The sequence below is a fragment of the Rhodococcus sp. YH3-3 genome (genome assembly GCF_001653035.1).
Lineage (GTDB): Bacteria > Actinomycetota > Actinomycetes > Mycobacteriales > Mycobacteriaceae > Rhodococcus_F > Rhodococcus_F qingshengii.
Genome location: NZ_BCWH01000002.1, coordinates 2,257,921 through 2,272,610 on the forward strand (window position 1 = coordinate 2,257,921; position 14,690 = coordinate 2,272,610).

15 protein-coding genes are annotated in these 14,690 nt (G+C 63.7%); 12 read left to right on the forward strand and 3 right to left on the reverse strand.

All coding sequences use genetic code 11. The features are described 5' to 3' along the window. Positions 1–100: 100 nt before the first annotated feature. Both hemW and YH3_RS23495 read left to right on the forward strand, forming a co-directional pair. Positions 101–1,327, forward strand: coding sequence for a radical SAM family heme chaperone HemW (gene hemW, locus YH3_RS23490; RefSeq protein WP_064444117.1), 1,227 nt, complete (start codon positions 101–103; stop codon positions 1,325–1,327). Between the two features lie 35 nt (positions 1,328–1,362). Further along, positions 1,363–1,983 (forward strand): hypothetical protein, encoded by a 621-nt coding sequence (locus YH3_RS23495; RefSeq protein WP_064444265.1) that lies wholly within the window; start codon positions 1,363–1,365, stop codon positions 1,981–1,983. A 3-nt stretch (positions 1,984–1,986) separates the two neighbouring features. Here YH3_RS23495 and YH3_RS23500 read toward each other — a convergent pair whose 3' ends face one another. Then, positions 1,987–2,310: a type II toxin-antitoxin system VapB family antitoxin gene (locus YH3_RS23500; RefSeq protein ID WP_003944521.1), complete on the reverse strand. Its 324-nt coding sequence runs from the start codon at positions 2,308–2,310 to the stop codon at positions 1,987–1,989. Between the two features lie 157 nt (positions 2,311–2,467). Between YH3_RS23500 and hrcA the strand changes: the two genes are divergently transcribed. The 5 genes from hrcA (at position 2,468) to YH3_RS23525 (ending at position 7,660) form a co-directional block, all read left to right on the forward strand. After that, entirely contained in the window at positions 2,468–3,511 is a 1,044-nt protein-coding gene (gene hrcA, locus YH3_RS23505) for a heat-inducible transcriptional repressor HrcA (RefSeq protein ID WP_003944583.1), read from the forward strand. An 80-nt stretch (positions 3,512–3,591) separates the two neighbouring features. Further along, positions 3,592–4,743, forward strand: coding sequence for a molecular chaperone DnaJ (dnaJ, locus tag YH3_RS23510; protein WP_003944460.1), 1,152 nt, complete (start codon positions 3,592–3,594; stop codon positions 4,741–4,743). Between the two features lie 2 nt (positions 4,744–4,745). Continuing rightward, positions 4,746–5,507 (forward strand): 16S rRNA (uracil(1498)-N(3))-methyltransferase, encoded by a 762-nt coding sequence (locus tag YH3_RS23515; protein WP_003944495.1) that lies wholly within the window; start codon positions 4,746–4,748, stop codon positions 5,505–5,507. Positions 5,508–5,630: 123 nt separating this feature from the next. Then, positions 5,631–6,869 carry an Ig-like domain-containing protein gene (locus YH3_RS23520; protein ID WP_003944568.1) on the forward strand — a complete coding sequence of 413 codons (1,239 nt, stop codon included), beginning with the start codon at positions 5,631–5,633 and terminating at the stop codon, positions 6,867–6,869. A gap of 14 nt (positions 6,870–6,883) precedes the next feature. Then, positions 6,884–7,660 (forward strand): S9 family peptidase, encoded by a 777-nt coding sequence (locus tag YH3_RS23525; protein WP_064444118.1) that lies wholly within the window; start codon positions 6,884–6,886, stop codon positions 7,658–7,660. Here YH3_RS23525 and YH3_RS23530 read toward each other — a convergent pair. Then, a complete protein-coding gene (locus tag YH3_RS23530) occupies positions 7,652–9,256 on the reverse strand; it encodes an MFS transporter (RefSeq protein ID WP_064444119.1) in 1,605 nt (534 codons plus the stop codon). The two genes, YH3_RS23525 and YH3_RS23530, sit on opposite strands and share 9 nt — an antisense overlap. 128 nt (positions 9,257–9,384) lie before the next feature. Here YH3_RS23530 and YH3_RS23535 point away from each other — a divergent pair, with 128 nt between their 5' ends. From YH3_RS23535 to era, 5 genes are all read left to right on the forward strand, one after another. After that, positions 9,385–10,080 (forward strand): TetR/AcrR family transcriptional regulator, encoded by a 696-nt coding sequence (locus tag YH3_RS23535; RefSeq protein WP_007731067.1) that lies wholly within the window; start codon positions 9,385–9,387, stop codon positions 10,078–10,080. A 112-nt stretch (positions 10,081–10,192) separates the two neighbouring features. Further along, positions 10,193–11,281 (forward strand): PhoH family protein, encoded by a 1,089-nt coding sequence (locus YH3_RS23540; protein WP_003944580.1) that lies wholly within the window; start codon positions 10,193–10,195, stop codon positions 11,279–11,281. 48 nt (positions 11,282–11,329) lie between these two features. Further along, a complete protein-coding gene (ybeY, locus tag YH3_RS23545) occupies positions 11,330–11,872 on the forward strand; it encodes an rRNA maturation RNase YbeY (RefSeq protein WP_003944525.1) in 543 nt (180 codons plus the stop codon). A 21-nt stretch (positions 11,873–11,893) separates the two neighbouring features. Further along, complete coding sequence (locus YH3_RS23550; RefSeq protein WP_003944509.1) at positions 11,894–13,198, forward strand: hemolysin family protein; 1,305 nt, start codon at positions 11,894–11,896, stop codon at positions 13,196–13,198. A gap of 24 nt (positions 13,199–13,222) precedes the next feature. Then, positions 13,223–14,140, forward strand: a complete 918-nt coding sequence (gene era / locus YH3_RS23555) for a GTPase Era (RefSeq protein ID WP_003944451.1) — start codon at positions 13,223–13,225, stop codon at positions 14,138–14,140. Here era and YH3_RS23560 read toward each other — a convergent pair. Continuing rightward, positions 14,137–14,688, reverse strand: coding sequence for a TetR/AcrR family transcriptional regulator (locus tag YH3_RS23560; RefSeq protein WP_030536607.1), 552 nt, complete (start codon positions 14,686–14,688; stop codon positions 14,137–14,139). The two genes, era and YH3_RS23560, sit on opposite strands and share 4 nt — an antisense overlap. Between the last annotated feature and the right edge of the window lie 2 nt (positions 14,689–14,690).

Consider the following 14,690-nt stretch of genomic DNA (forward strand, 5'->3'; position numbering starts at 1 on the left):
ATTTCCACGAAAAACGGGGGAAATATCGAGTTCAAGCCGTACGCCGACCTGCATCGCAGGCTGAATAGGTGTGCGTTCCGGATGCTGGGACACTGGAGGCGTGAATGCCACCAGCACGACTCCCACTCGACAGAGCGAGGCGACGCCCTTCGCCTTGCCCGCGCGATCGCTCGAGGGTGTCGGGAAACGGCCGTTCGGGATCTACATCCACGTCCCGTTCTGTGCCACCAGGTGTGGGTACTGCGATTTCAACACCTACACGGCCGGAGAGCTCGGAACTTCCGCCTCGCCGCAATCGTGGTTGGAAGGTCTGCGGCGCGAACTCGATCTCGCGGCCGAGATGACGGGCGTCCCGGCGGCGGACACCGTGTTCGTGGGCGGTGGAACGCCGTCGCTGCTCGGTGGTGACGGATTGTCCGACGTGCTGTCGGCGGTGCGGAGCAGCTTCGGCCTGGCGTCCGGCGCCGAAGTGACCACGGAATCGAACCCCGAATCGACGTCGCCGGAGTTCTTCGGTGCTCTCCGCAGCGCTGGATTCACCCGGATTTCCCTCGGCATGCAGTCGGCCGCCCAGCACGTTCTGAAGATCCTCGACCGCACGCACACCCCCGGTCGCGCCGTCGCTGCCGCGAAAGAGGCTCGCGCAGCTGGTTTTTCGCACGTGAATCTCGATTTGATCTATGGAACCCCGGGGGAGCGCGATCAAGACCTGGACGCCTCACTCGATGCGGTCCTCTCCGCCGATGTCGATCACGTCTCGGCCTACGCGTTGATCGTCGAGGACGGCACCGCCATGGCTCGCAAGGTCAGGCGCGGCGAGCTGCCCGCCCCGGACGACGACGTGCTGGCCTCGCGGTACGAACGAATCGATTCACGCCTGTCCGAGGCAGGCTTGCGGTGGTACGAGGTCTCCAACTGGGCAAAGGCGGAAACCGCGGACTCCGGTGACACCCGGTGTCGTCACAACCTCGGCTACTGGGACGGCGGTGACTGGTGGGGTGCCGGTCCGGGCGCGCACAGCCACGTCGGCGGAGTGCGGTGGTGGAACGTCAAGCACCCGGCGCGGTACGCGGAACAGTTGGCGCTCGGCGAACTTCCCGTCGGCGGCAGCGAAGAACTGACCGCCGAGGACGAACACATGGAGCGAGTCATGCTGACCGCACGGTTGCGTACGGGACTTCCGTTGTCGGAACTGTCTGCATCCGAACGTCTTTCGGCCGAACAGGTGGTAGTCGACGGGTTGGCCGTGATCGAGAACGATCACGTGGTTCTCACCGACCGTGGTCGCCTGCTCGCCGATGCGGTGATTCGCACGATCCTGACCTGACGCGCAACCATCCTTCGCCGCGTAATGTGGCCGTGGTGGCCATCATTCATCGTGCGCAGCTGAATCCGTCCAAGAACGACCTGCTCCGAGCGTGGGTGCCCAAGCAGCCGTGGCTCGGGTCGGTCGACTGTTCGACGCTCGAACGCGTCGACGCCTATCGTTTCGACGACCCGGACGGTGAGGTCGGAATCGAGACGCACCTGATGCGCTCTGCCGACGGTCGAATTCTTCAGGTCCCGCTCACTTATCGAGGTGCTCCGCTGGACGGGGCGGACGCCGCACTGATCGCGACCATGGATCATTCGGTACTGGGCGAGCGGTGGGTGTACGACGCATGCTGTGATCCGGTCTACGTCAGCGCGGTGGCGACCGCGATTCTGACCGGTGGGGCCGGAGTCGAACTGGTCTTCGCGGACACCGCCGATCGCATCCCCGTGACAGCTCACGTAGTTGGCAGCGGTACGGCCCGCGCTTCCGTACCGGCAGTCGAATCCGTGACCTGCTCGACAGTCGGCACCGACACGATCATCCGCGCGGGAGATCTGGAACTGACTGTGGCGAGAGTGATCGACGCAGATCGAGTCTCGGGCTCGGCGACGCTCACCGGAACCTGGCCGGGGCAAACGACACCTGCGTTGCTCGTGACTATCGCCTGAGCGTCAGCGGACTCCCTCGATGACACCGGGCATCGCGTCGAAGTCGAAGACACGCGCGTGCAGCACGACGCGGTTTCGCAGGGCCGAACGAACCGCTCGGTGCAGACCGTCCTCGAGGTAGAGAGTGCCGCGCCACTGCACTGCGTGCGGGAACAGATCGCCGTAGAAGGTCGAGTCCTCCGACAGCAGGCGATCGAGTTCGAGGACCTTCGTGGTGGTCACGATCTCGTCGAGTCGAACCTGACGTGGAGGGAACTTCGACCAGTCGCGTAGAGACAGTCCGTGATCGGGATACGGTTTGCCGTCCATCACGCCTTTGAAGATCATGTGCCGCCTTGTCCATGGTTGTGCGATCGACCTTTCGCCGATCTCACTCCACAGTAAGGGCAACAGCCGTCTCTGGCGCTCGGGCGATTAGACTGCCAGTGGAAACCGATGTGTAAATGTCGGTGTTCGTTCTTTTCAGGAAACGGAGGTGGCAACGATGTCGAGTACCGACGACAGGCGTTTCGAGGTCTTACGTGCAATCGTGGCCGATTACGTCTCCACCCAGGACCCGGTGGGATCCAAGGCACTGGTCGAGCGTCACAACCTCGGAGTGTCGAGCGCCACTGTGCGCAACGACATGGCATTCCTCGAGGCCGAGGGCTACATCGCCCAACCGCACACCAGTTCCGGCCGCGTCCCCACCGACAAGGGATACCGCGAATTCGTCGATCGCATCGCCGACGTCAAGCCCATGTCCGGGCCCGAGCGTCGAGCGATCCTCGAGTTCTTGGAGTCGGGTGTCGATCTCGACGACGTTCTGCGCCGCGGTGTGCGACTGCTCGCGCAACTGACCCGTCAGGTCGCGGTTGTCCAGTACCCGTCGCTGTCCGCGTCGTCGGTTCGCCACCTCGAGGTGGTCGCGTTGACGCCGGCGCGCCTGCTTCTCGTTCTCATCACCGATTCCGGCCGCGTCGATCAGCGAATCGTCGAACTCGGAGACGTCCTCGAAGACGAAGACCTTTCCCGGTTGCGTACGCTTCTCGGCGGAGCACTGGAAGGCAAGCGCCTGGCCGCCGCGTCGATTGCCGTAGCGGAACTGGCCGACGAGTCTCCGGCCGACCTTCGCGACGCCGTGATCCGCTCGGCAACGGTTCTGGTCGAGACCCTGGTCGAACATCCGGAAGATCGTCTCGTTCTGGGCGGAACCTCGAATCTCACGCGCAACGCCGCCGATTTCTCCGGTCTGGCCGGCTTCCCCGGTTCGCTGCGCGCTGTGCTCGAAGCACTGGAAGAGCAGGTAGTGGTCCTCAAACTGCTCGCTGCGACGCAGAACTCCGGCACGGTCACCGTTCAGATCGGTGAAGAGACGCAGGTCGAACAGATGCGCGGAACCTCTGTGATTTCGACTGGCTACGGCGCGGCCGGTACCGTTTTCGGTGGTGTCGGTGTGCTCGGACCCACTCGGATGGACTATCCGGGAACAATTGCATCGGTTGCCGCCGTTGCCAGATACATCGGCGAAGTTCTCTCCGAGCGATGACGGACGTCGACATTCGTCGGCACGCCTCCTCGCGAGGACTGAGGAAAACCTAGAAGTAAGAGAAGGACGAGAGACTCAACGTGGCACGGGATTACTACGGATTGCTCGGCGTCGACAAGAACGCGACAGACCAGGAGCTCAAGCGCGCTTACCGCAAGCTGGCACGCGAACTGCACCCGGACGTCAACCCTGACGAGGCGGCGCAGGCCAAGTTCAAGGAGATCTCGACGGCCTACGAGGTCCTGACCGACCCGGAGAAGCGTCGCATCGTCGATCTCGGCGGAGACCCGCTCGAGTCCGGTGGTGGCGGCGGTGGTGGCTTCGGCGGCGGATTCGGTGGCGGCGGCCTCGGCGACGTCTTCGAAGCATTCTTCGGCGGCGGTGGCGGCGCAGGTCGTGGGCCGCGCGGTCGCGTTCAGCCCGGAGCCGACTCGTTGCTTCGCACCAAGCTGACCCTCGCAGAATGTGCGACGGGAGTCAGCAAGCACGTGACCGTCGAGACGGCCATTCTGTGCGACAGCTGCACCGGAGCCGGAACCAACGGCGACTCCAAGCCTGTCCGCTGTGAGACCTGCAACGGTGCCGGCGAAGTTCAGTCCATCCAGCGCTCGTTCCTCGGTCAGGTCATGACCTCGCGTCCCTGCCCGACGTGCCGCGGTGCCGGTGAGACCATCCCGGATCCCTGCCACAAGTGTGGCGGCGACGGCCGAGTTCGGGCCAAGCGTGACATCACCGTGAAGGTTCCCGCGGGCGTCGCCGGTGGCATGCGCATCCGTTTGACCGCGCAGGGTGAAGTGGGCCCGGGCGGCGGACACCCCGGCGACCTCTACGTCGAGATCGTCGAGCAGCAGCACGATGTCTTCGTTCGAGACGGTGAAGACCTGCACTGCACGATCCGCGTTCCGATGGTCGACGCAGCGCTCGGTACGACTGTCACCGTCGACACCATCATCGACGGCCCCAAGGAAATCACCATCGAGCCAGGCACCCAGCCCGGACACGTTGCTGTTCTTCGCGGTCATGGCATGCCGAAACTGCGGTCGGGAGTGCGCGGCGACGTGCACGCTCACCTCGAGGTGGTCATCCCGAGCCGTCTCGATCACAAGCAGTCCAAGCTGCTCAAGGAATTCAAGCTGCTCCGCGATCGTGACGAGGCCGAGGTTGTCTCGACGGCCTCGCAGAACAGCGGTGGATTGTTCTCGCGTCTTCGCGAAGCATTCAGCGGCCGCTGACGGTGGCCGCAACGGTCTTCTTTCTCGACCCGGTTCCCGGCGTCGGTGAAATCGCAGTTCTGGACGGACAGGAGGGTCGCCACGCGGCCACTGTCCGCCGGATCGGCGTCGGTGAGCGATTGGTGTTGGCCGACGGCCGTGGCCGGGTGGCCGACGCCGAGGTGACGAGCGTCGGCAAGGACCGCCTGGAACTGTTGGTCAGTGACGTTCAGGTTCTCGAGCAGCCCAAGCCGTTGGTGACCCTCGTTCAGGCACTTCCCAAGGCCGAGCGTTCCGAGTTGGCCGTCGAACTGGCGACCGAGGCGGGGATCGACGCGGTGATCCCGTGGCAGTCCTTGCGTTGTGTCGCCAAGTGGGAGGGCCCCAAGCTCGCCAAGGGCGTCGCACGCTGGCGAAGTGCGGCAGTGTCTGCGGCAAAGCAGTCCAGACGCGCGTTCGTCCCGGAAATTGCGGAACTGCACAAGACGCCGGCGGTGATCGCGTTGGTTCGTGACGCCGTTGCCCGTGGCGCTGTGGTTGCGGTGCTTCACGAATCGGCGACGACGCCGTTGGCCGGTTTGCCGCTGGCGAGCGCGGACGAGGTATTTCTGGTTGTCGGTCCCGAAGGTGGGCTGGACGATTCGGAGATCAGCGCGTTGTCGGAGGCCGGGGCCACTCCGGTGCTTCTCGGCCCGACGGTCCTGCGTACGTCGACCGCCGGGGCTGTTGCTCTGGGCGCGATCGGAGTGCTGACCGATCGTTGGGGACCACGGCCACTGCACTGATCTTGTTGTGATCCCGAGCTGAATCGGATCCGGCGCTCAGCGAAGTGTCAGATTTGCGCACTATCGTAAAGACGTCGGGGGTCGCCTTCGGCGTGAGTTGGTTCGGGGATTTCAGGAGGCCAGATGTTGTCACGTGCGCATATGCGAATCGTTGGAGCGGTGTGTGCCGCGGCGGCGTTGATGCTCGTCGCGGGGTGCACGGTCTCCACCGGAGACAACACGGGTTCCTCCAGCAGCGCCGTCACCACTACCCCGACCAGCGAGGCGCTCGTCACCGTCACACCGGCGGACGGCGGAACTCCGGTGAGTCCACTCGACCCCATCGAGGTCCAGGTCGCGAAGGGAACACTGACGACCGTCGCGCTGACCAATCCCGAGGGTAAGGAAGTCGCCGGTATCACCACGCCGGACAAGACGTCCTGGAAACCGAGCGAACCACTCGGATACGGCAAGACTTACAAGCTGGTCGTCGACGCCGTCGACGCGAACGGTGTTGCCACGACCAAGAACACGACGCTGACCACCGTCGCGCCGAGTAACCAGACCCGGGCGTATATCAACACCACCGGTGGCGCCTCGATATCGGACGGTGGCACGTACGGTGTCGGCACCGTCGTCGCCGTTCATTTCGACGAGTTGATCGGTGACAAGGCCGCGGCCGAGAAGTCTCTGCTGGTCACAACCAATCCGCCCGTACAGGGATCGTGGTACTGGGTCGACGGTCAGAACGTTCACTGGCGACCGCAGAACTACTACGCACCAGGCACGACGGTCTCGGTGAACGCGAACATCTACGGCAAGCAGCTCGGCAACGGACTGTACGGCCAGCAGGACGACACCGTGTCCTTCAAGATCGGCGACTCCCACGTCTCGGTCGCCGACGACAACACCAAGATGGTGACCGTCTACGAAAACGGTCAGGTGATCAAGGAAATGCCGACCTCGATGGGAATGGGCGGCACCGAGACGATCGGCGGCACGACGCTCTCGTTCTGGACCCAGCCCGGCACGTACACCGTGATGGACAAGGCAAATCCCGTCATCATGGATTCGTCGACCTACGGTCTGCCGATCAACTCGCGCCTCGGCTACAAGGAATCCATCAACTGGGCCACCCGCATCAGCACGGACGGTATCTATCTTCACGAGTTGGAGAGCACCGTCTGGGCGCAGGGAAACACCGACACCTCGCACGGTTGCCTCAATCTCAGTGCGGCCAATGCCAAATGGTTCTTCGATTTCTCGCAGCCGGGAGATGTCGTCGAGATCAAGAACACCGGCGGCGCTCCGCTGGAGGTGTGGCAGAACGGCGACTGGACCCTTTCCTGGGCAGACTGGGCCGCAGGCAGCGCCCTCGCCTGAGATAGATTTCCTCGGTGCCTCGATTCAAGATTCCGTACGGCCGACACGAGCAGCAGTTCGGGCATCTCTACGTTCCCGACGGAGTCGTTGACGGCCCGATCCCGGTCGTCATGCAGATCCACGGCGGCTTCTGGAGCGGGCAGTACGGATTGACTCTGGGCACCGCATTTGCTGTCGAACTCGCGCGGCACGGCGTCGCGGTGTGGAACATCGAATACCGCCGTCTCGGGGCGGGCGGTGGTTGGCCGGAGATGTCCGCCGACGTGAAAACGGCGTACGACGAAATCCCCGGACTGGTTGCCGGGAAGTCCTCGGCCGAATTGGATCTGAATCAGATTCGCTTGCTCGGGCATTCGGCCGGAGGACATCTTGCAGTGTGGCTGGCGGGGGAGAAGGACACGTTCACCCGGCCTGAACGGGTCATCGCACAGGCGGCCGCACTCGATCTGGCGTCGGCAGGAGAGCGTGGACGACGGATCAGCTTCATCGAGGATCTGTTCGGCGTTCCGTTCGACGCGGACCCGGATCTGTATCGCAGTGCGTCGCCGCAGCATCGATTGCCGATCGGCGTCCCCGTTGTGTGCGTCACGGGTGCGGAGGATCTGCAGGTGCCGGCCAAGGTGAGCTCCCGGTACGCGAAAGCCGCGGAAGCGGCTGGTGATCCCGTGGCACTGCGTGTGATCGAGGGCGAAGGACACGACGCATTTCTCTCACCCTCGACCGAGTCGTGGCGGGTCTCCCGCGAGTTGGTTCTCGCCGAAGACCCGCTGGCTCCGAGCACGTCAGACTGACGCGGGGTCCACTTCCACTGGGGCCTTCTTGCCCGGCAGGATGAACGCCACGACAACTGCCCCCACGAACAGTGCAAGACCGCCCGCCCAACTGGCCGCCGAAATCGCGTCGGCGTAGGCACTGCCTGCGGCGTCGAGCAACGGCCCTGCCTGAGCTGCAGCCAACGGGTTGCCTGCCATCTCTTCGGCGACCAACGAAGCGCCGCCGACGGATTCGCCCGACACCTCCATCGCGTACGCGGCCTGTTGCGCAAGTTCGCCCGTCAACTGCGGAACCTGCATTCCATCGATGAATCCGGCAATCGAATCCTTGTAGCTCGCAGCGAGGATCGAGCCGAGGATCGCGATACCCAGCGAGCCGCCGAGTTCGATGGCGGTGTCGTTGAGGCCACCCGCAGCACCGAGATCGTCCTCGGAGAAGTTGTCCATGATGGCGTCGGTGGCCGGCGGTTCGCTGAGACCGATGCCCAGGCCGAGCAGGATCAGTGGGACTGCGAACATCCAGTAGCCCGAATCGCCGTCGACCTGCGTGAGAATCAGAACGCCGATCGCGGCGACCACCATGCCGCCGACGATGGATGCCCGGACGCCGATCAGCGGAGTGATCCGCCCACTGACAACGGCGCCGATCGAAACGGCAATTGCCAAGGGCAGCAGACGAACACCGGTTTCGAGTGCGCCGTAGCCGAGGATGAACTGGAACTGCTGTGAGATGAAGTAGATGGCGCCGAAGGCGGCCAGGAACAGCAGAAGTACGGCGAGCGTCGCGCCGCCGACCATTCGCTGGCCGAGTTTACGGACGTCGAGTAGTGGCTGCGGGTGACGCAGTTCCCAGACGACGAACGAGACGAGGCCGATCGCAGCGAGTACGGCGGCACCGGTTGGTCCGCCGGTCCACCCGAAGTGGAATCCGTTGATGATCGAGTACACGAGCGAGCCGATGGTGACCACCGAGAGTGCGCCGCCGATCCAGTCGATCCGGCCCAGGTGCTCGGCCTTGCTCGGCGGCACCAGAATTACGGCGGCGACGGCAGCGACTGCGGCGATCGGGACGTTGATCAGGAAAGTGATGCTCCAGGAATGACTGTCGAGAATCCATCCGGCCAACAGCGGACCGAGTGCAATCGCGAGACCCGATGTCGCCGCCCACGCCGCGATGGCGCGTGATCGCTCCGCTTTGGGAAAGGTAGCGACCAGAAGCGAAAGCGTCGCGGGCATGATGATCGCGGCGCCGACGCCCATGATCATTCGTGCCGCGATGACGGCGTTGGTGGTGTCCGCGATGCTGCCGAAGACGGCGCCGCCGGCGAACACGGCGAGTCCGGCGAGAAGTGCGCCGCGGCGACTGTACTTGTCACCGATCACGCCGAACAGCAGCATCAATGCGGCGTAGGGAACGGTGTAGCCGTCGATGACCCATTGAAGTTGCGTGCTGGTGAGGCCGAGGTCTCTGGTCATGTCCGGCGCCGCGACGATCAGCGCGGTATTCGCCATCACGACGATCAGCAGACTCAGGCACAACACCCCGAGCGCGGCCCACCGCCGTGAGTACGGCTGGTCCATCTCCGAGACAGGTTTGCTCATGAGTGTCGTCATGACGCGACTCCGTTCCTGATGATCGAAGACACTCCTCGATCTATTTGCACACTGATGTGTAAGTTAATAACTTGCACACCGATGTGCAACTATGATTGACCTAGATCACAGTTGGGCAGTCGAAAGAGGTGGAACGCGCATTGACGCATTCGGGCACAGTCGTTTCGGGAACTGCCGAATCGGGCGGACGGCAGCGTCGTAGTCAGGCCGCGGCCAATCGCAATCGCATCATCGAGGCGGCGATCACGGCGTTCGCTGCTGATCCGGATGCGAGCATGGACGATGTCGCAAAGGCCGCCGGTGTGGTCAGGCGAACCGTGTACGCGCATTTCGACAGCCGAGAGGCGCTGATCAACGGCATCGTGGACGAGGCGTCGACCGATCTCGTAGCTGCGCTGAGCCAAGCCGGCGAGCCGCCCGAGCGCCCGGATCTGGCGACTGCCGTACTGGCATTGCTGTCATGGCCGGTCGGTGATCGCTTCCGGATGCTGCTCAGCTTTGCTCGCAAAGAGTTGGGGGAGCAGCGGATTCTCGATCTGATGGAGCCCGCGCGTGCCGTGAGTATCAGCGTCGTCGAGCGCGGTCAGCGTGACGGAACCTTCTCGAAATACCTGCCGGCGGAGACTCTGGTAGCGATGACCGAGGCGATCACGATCACTTTGTTCGATCAGGCCAACAGTGGGCTGATCACGGACTCGGGCGAATCCTTTGCCGCCGTGTGCCTGGTCATCGCGGGTATCAGTCCGGACAGAAGCTCCGAGATCGTCGCCGAAGCGTCGGAATGGATCCGCGAATCGCTGCCGTCCGGTCGCCGCGAGGATTAGGCCGGGACGATTAACAAGTGGGCCGTGTCCGACTCTGGCGCTAGACTTCGAAGTATCGAGGCTCACGAGTCGAGTGGGCTGATCGGACCAGAAAGCAGGCCATATTCACCACGTGAGTGAACACAGTGAACTCGACGGGAACCGTGTAACCACCATCACCGAGCGCGCTCTGCCCGCAGAGCGCACCGTCCGTTCGAGTATGGATCTGGCGCCGGAGACCGTGCGTCAAATCCTGGGGGCGACGGACGAGAATCTCACCGCGATCGAACGTGAGCTTCGTGCCGACATTCATGTACGTGGCGGAACCATCTCCTTGTCGGGGACGGCTGCAGACGTGGCGCTGGCAGAACGTGTGTTCAGTGAATTGGCGTCGCTGGCCGGTCGGGGGCAGCCCATTGCCCCGGACGCTGTTCGACGAACCATCGGCATGCTCACCAACGAGGTCGGCGAGTCTCCGGCCGAGGTGCTCTCCCTCGACATTCTTTCGCGTCGGGGCAAGACGATTCGGCCGAAGACCCTCAACCAGAAACGCTACGTCGACGCCATCGACGAGAACACCATCGTGTTCGGAGTCGGCCCGGCCGGTACCGGCAAGACCTACCTCGCCATGGCCAAGGCCGTTCAGGCGTTGCAGGCCAAGCAGGTCTCTCGGATCATCTTGACCAGGCCGGCAGTCGAGGCCGGGGAGCGACTGGGCTTTCTGCCTGGCACGCTGCACGAGAAGATCGATCCGTATCTCCGCCCGCTGCACGACGCATTGCACGACATGATGGATCCCGAGGCGATTCCGAAGTTGATGCAGGCCGGAGTCATCGAGGTCGCTCCGCTCGCCTACATGCGTGGCCGGACGCTCAACGACGCCTTCATCATCTTGGACGAAGCGCAGAACACTACGGCCGAGCAGATGAAGATGTTCCTGACCCGCCTCGGGTTCGGTTCCAAAATCGTGGTCACCGGAGACGTGACCCAGGTCGATCTGCCGGGCGGGGCCCGTTCGGGTCTGCGCGCGGCATCCGAAATCCTCACCGGGATCGACGATATTCATTTCGCCACTCTCGACAGCAGCGACGTCGTACGTCATCGGCTGGTCTCTCACATCGTCGACGCTTACGAGCGTCACGAATCGGATCGGTCCGGCGAGTTGGCGGTCGGAAACCGGGCGCAGCGCCGCGCTGCACATGCTCATTCACCGCGACGGTAGGCTGAGCGACGCATCAACCCCTACTTTTCCCAGGAAAGAGCGTCGCACATGAGCATCGAGGTCTCGAACGAATCGGGCATGGACATCTCCGAACCGGAGTTGATCAGCGTTGCCCGTTTCGTGATCGCTCGGATGGATGTCCATCCGGCGGCCGAGCTGTCGATGGTTCTCGTCGACTCCGCGACGATGGCGGATCTGCACGTTCGCTGGATGGACCTGCCGGGTCCGACCGACGTCATGTCGTTCCCGATGGACGAACTCGAGCCGGGTGGCCGTCCCGATTCCCCCGAGCCGGGGCCGTCGATGCTCGGCGACATCGTGCTGTGTCCGTCTTTTGCCGCGGATCAGGCTGACAAGGCCGGGCATTCACTGGCTCACGAACTTGCCCTCCTGACCGTCCACGGTGTGTTGCACCTTCTCGGCTACGACCATGCGGAGCCGGAAGAGGAGAAGGAGATGTTCGGCTTGCAGAACAGCCTCCTCGAAGAGTGGTACGAAGACCTTCGCCGTATCGACCGCGAAGCAGCACTGGCCGAACGCGACCAGAAGCTGCTCGGTAAGACCGGTTTCGTCGACGGAGTGGACCGATAACAGTTATCCGGGGGTTCTGTAGTGAGTAGCGCCATAGCGCTCTTTGTTCTGGCGATTGCTCTTGTCCCGGTCGGTGGTGTCTTCGCGGCCGTCGACTCGGCGCTCAACACCATTTCGTCGGCGCGGATCGACGAGATGGCAAAGGAAGAGCGAGCCGGCGCCGCGCGAGTGCAACGCATTCTGACCGATCGTCCGCGATACGTGAATCTGATGGTCCTGCTTCGCATTTTGTGCGAGATCACGGCCACCGTCGTACTCGTGGGCGGCCTGATCGACGTCCTCTCGCTGGGCTGGGCGCTGACCGTCACCGCGGTGATCATGGTTCTCGTCTCGTACGTGGTCATCGGCGTCGGACCGAGAACGCTTGGGCGCCAACATGCGTACTCCATCGCGATGGCCGCGTCGCTGCCACTGCTGTGGATCGGGGTTCTGCTCGGGCCGATCAGTCGCGTCCTGATCCTCGTGGGTAACGCATTGACCCCGGGTAAGGGCTTCCGCAACGGCCCGTTCGCGTCGGAAATCGAGTTGCGTGAACTCGTGGACATGGCGCAGGAACGTGGCGTCGTGGCCGACGAAGAACGCCGAATGATCCAGTCCGTCTTCGAACTCGGAGACACGTCGGCGCGCGAGGTGATGGTGCCCCGCACCGACATGGTGTGGATCGAGAACGACAAGAATGCCGGGCAGGCAACGTCGTTGGCCGTGCGCAGTGGTCACTCGCGCCTGCCGGTCATCGGGGAGAACGTCGACGACGTGCTCGGTGTCGTCTACCTCAAGGATCTGGTCAAGCAGACCTACCACCTGCCCGACGGCGGCCGGAACGTCAACGTCTGCGACGTCATGCGGCCCGCCGTCTTCGTTCCCGACTCGAAGCCGCTCGACAGCTTGCTGGCCGAGATGCAGCGCGACCGCAACCACATGGCGATCCTCGTCGACGAGTACGGCGGAATCGCCGGGCTCGTCACGATCGAGGACGTCATCGAAGAGATCGTCGGTGAGATCGCCGACGAATACGACGAGGACGAGACGCCGCCCATCGAGGATCTCGGTGACGGAATGTTCCGCGTATCCGCGAGACTTCCCATCGAAGACCTCGGTGAATTGTTCGATCTCGAACTCGAACTCGACGAGGTGGAGACCGTCGGCGGGCTGATCGGATACGTACTCGGCCGAGTGCCACTTCCCGGTTCCGAAGTGGAGTACGACGGTTTGATCCTGCGCGGCGAGGGAACCAACACGGGCCGAGGCCGGGTACGCATCAGCACGGTGTTCGTGCAGCGCATCCCGCCGTCCGAAGACGAAGAGACAGAAGACACCGATGACTGAGCGAGAGTTCAGCGAGGAGCAGTTATGAGCAAGAACGAATTCCGGTCAGGCTTCGTGTGTTTCGTGGGTCGACCCAATACGGGCAAGTCCACGCTGACCAACGCGTTGGTCGGCAGCAAGATCGCGATCACGTCCTCGCGCCCGCAGACGACGCGCCACACGATTCGCGGCATCGTTCACCGCGAGCATGCGCAGCTGATCCTGGTCGACACCCCTGGACTGCACAAGCCCCGCACTTTGCTCGGGCAGCGCCTCAATGACCTGGTTCGCGACACGTACTCCGAGGTCGACGTCATCTGCCTGTGCATCCCGGCTGACGAGGCCATCGGGCCCGGAGACCGCTGGATCGTGCAGCAGGTCCGTCAGATGGCGCCCAAGACCAAGCTTGTCGGCATCGTGACCAAGATCGACAAGGTCAGCCGCGACGCCGTCGGAAAGCAGTTGCTCGCGCTGTCCACCCTGCTCGGCCCCGAATCCGAGGTCGTTCCGGTGTCCGCGAAGTCGGGTGAACAGGTCGAGATCCTGGTCGACGTCCTCGCCGGTCTGATGGACGAGGGCCCGGCCTTCTACCCGGACGGCGAATTGACGGACGAGCCTGAAGAGGTGCTCATGGCCGAACTGATCCGTGAGGCTGCGCTCGAGGGGCTCGGCGAAGAATTGCCGCACTCCCTGGCTGTGGTGATCGAGGAGGTCATCCCGCGTGAGGGTCGCACCGAGAAGCAGGGCGAGATGCTCGACGTGCATGCACTGCTCTACGTCGAGCGGCCCAGTCAGAAGGGCATCGTCATCGGTAAGGGCGGGGCGCGTCTGCGGGAAGTCGGTACCAGTGCGCGCCTGCAGATCGAGAAGCTGCTCGGTGTGCGGATCTTCCTGGAGCTGCACGTCAAGGTCGCCAAGGACTGGCAGCGCGACCCGAAGCAGCTCGGCCGGCTGGGCTTCTAGGGCCGGAGGACCCTGAGGATCGCCGCGCCGATGTCCTGCTCGTCGACGCCGGTGGCCAGGCGTCGGAGTTGGAGGCCGGTGATGACGGCGACGAGCGTCGATGCAATCGACTCCGGATCCGGTACACCGAGTGCCGTCAGAATCGTGACGGTCAAATCGTCGTAGGCGGCGAAGCATTCGACGGCGACTTCGTGGAGTTCGTGGTCGCGCCCGGCGGCGATGTACATCTCGAACGGCGCGATCCGCTCGGCCGAGAACGAAAGATCTCGCGTCACCTTTTCGGCTATTGCCGCGGCGTCCTCGACGCTCAGACCTTTGTCGCGGTACTCCTCGGCCAAGGCGCGCAGGCGCGTCGTCTCGTCTGTCACGAAACGAGACAGCGCGGCCCGCAGCATGTCCGACTGGCTGGCGAAGTGATACGTGATCGATCCGAGTGAGACGCCGGCCTGCGCGGCGATGCGCCGGTTGCTCACACCCGGGATGCCGTCGGTACCGACGACGTGCAGAACGGCGTCGAGTATTCGCTCGCGAACGTCCCGGTTACTCATCG